This window comes from Psychrobacter sp. 1U2, assembly GCF_051847575.1.
The window spans coordinates 1-830 of sequence record NZ_JBPYDC010000795.1 but is presented as its reverse complement, the minus strand read 5'-3'; the positions used below and the strand labels follow the sequence as shown (position 1 = coordinate 830).

Annotated in this window: 1 protein-coding gene; it reads right to left on the bottom strand. The window is 42.8% G+C overall.

The window, feature by feature from the left end; all coding sequences use genetic code 11:
• Positions 1–576 (bottom strand): SDR family NAD(P)-dependent oxidoreductase (locus tag ACS8FD_RS18785; RefSeq protein ID WP_439276967.1); only part of this gene is annotated, 576 nt, incomplete at its 3' end.
• Positions 577–830 lie beyond the last annotated feature (254 nt).

Genomic DNA, 830 nt, shown 5'->3' with positions numbered 1-830 from the left:
ATACTGTCCAAGCTCACTTGCAAGGTTGCGCGTTAAGCCTATCAGTGTCGATTTAGCCGTGGTGTAATCATAGTAAGTAACCACTGGATTGTAGACAAGGTTGGTTGAGATATTGATAATCTTACCCATCTGCTGAGTTTTCATCTGTGGCAATACTGCTTGCGTCGTATTAACCGCGCCTTGCACGATACCATCCATTTGCTGCGAAAAATGTGTCCATTTAACCGTTTCAATACTGGTATAGTCAGCACTTGGATCAAACTGGTAGCTTGGCAAGGCGTTATTAACCAACACATCAATACGTCCATAACGCTTAATGACTTCGGCTGCCATGGCCTGCATTTGAGCCAAATCCGTGACATCGCCTTGATACGCAAATGCTTGTCCACCTGCCTTTTCGATATCGGCTACTACCTGTTCAGCAGCGTCTTTACTATCGAGATAGTTTACGCAAACCACTGCGCCAGCTGCTGCCATTTGTTGCGCAATCTGAGCGCCAAGGCCACGGCTTGCCCCCGTGACAATAGCGACTTTATCAGTGAGCAGATGAGGAATAGCGGTTTGAGCCTGAGTCATTATCTTATCCTTTATTGTTTTATAGTCCTTGATAGCTATCAATCGTCGAACCGTCATTTATGGTTGAATAAAGGCTAACAATCATAGCATAATTCACAAGCCATTTTTATAGCGCTACTTTCACTCAACTCGCTATGCTGCGATGAGTCATTAACAAAAGTCACTAATTTTATAGTCCCTCTTTAAATACCCCCAAATCATGACCATAAAGATATAAATATGCATTACTGACTGATATTCATTTTAGGAGAGAT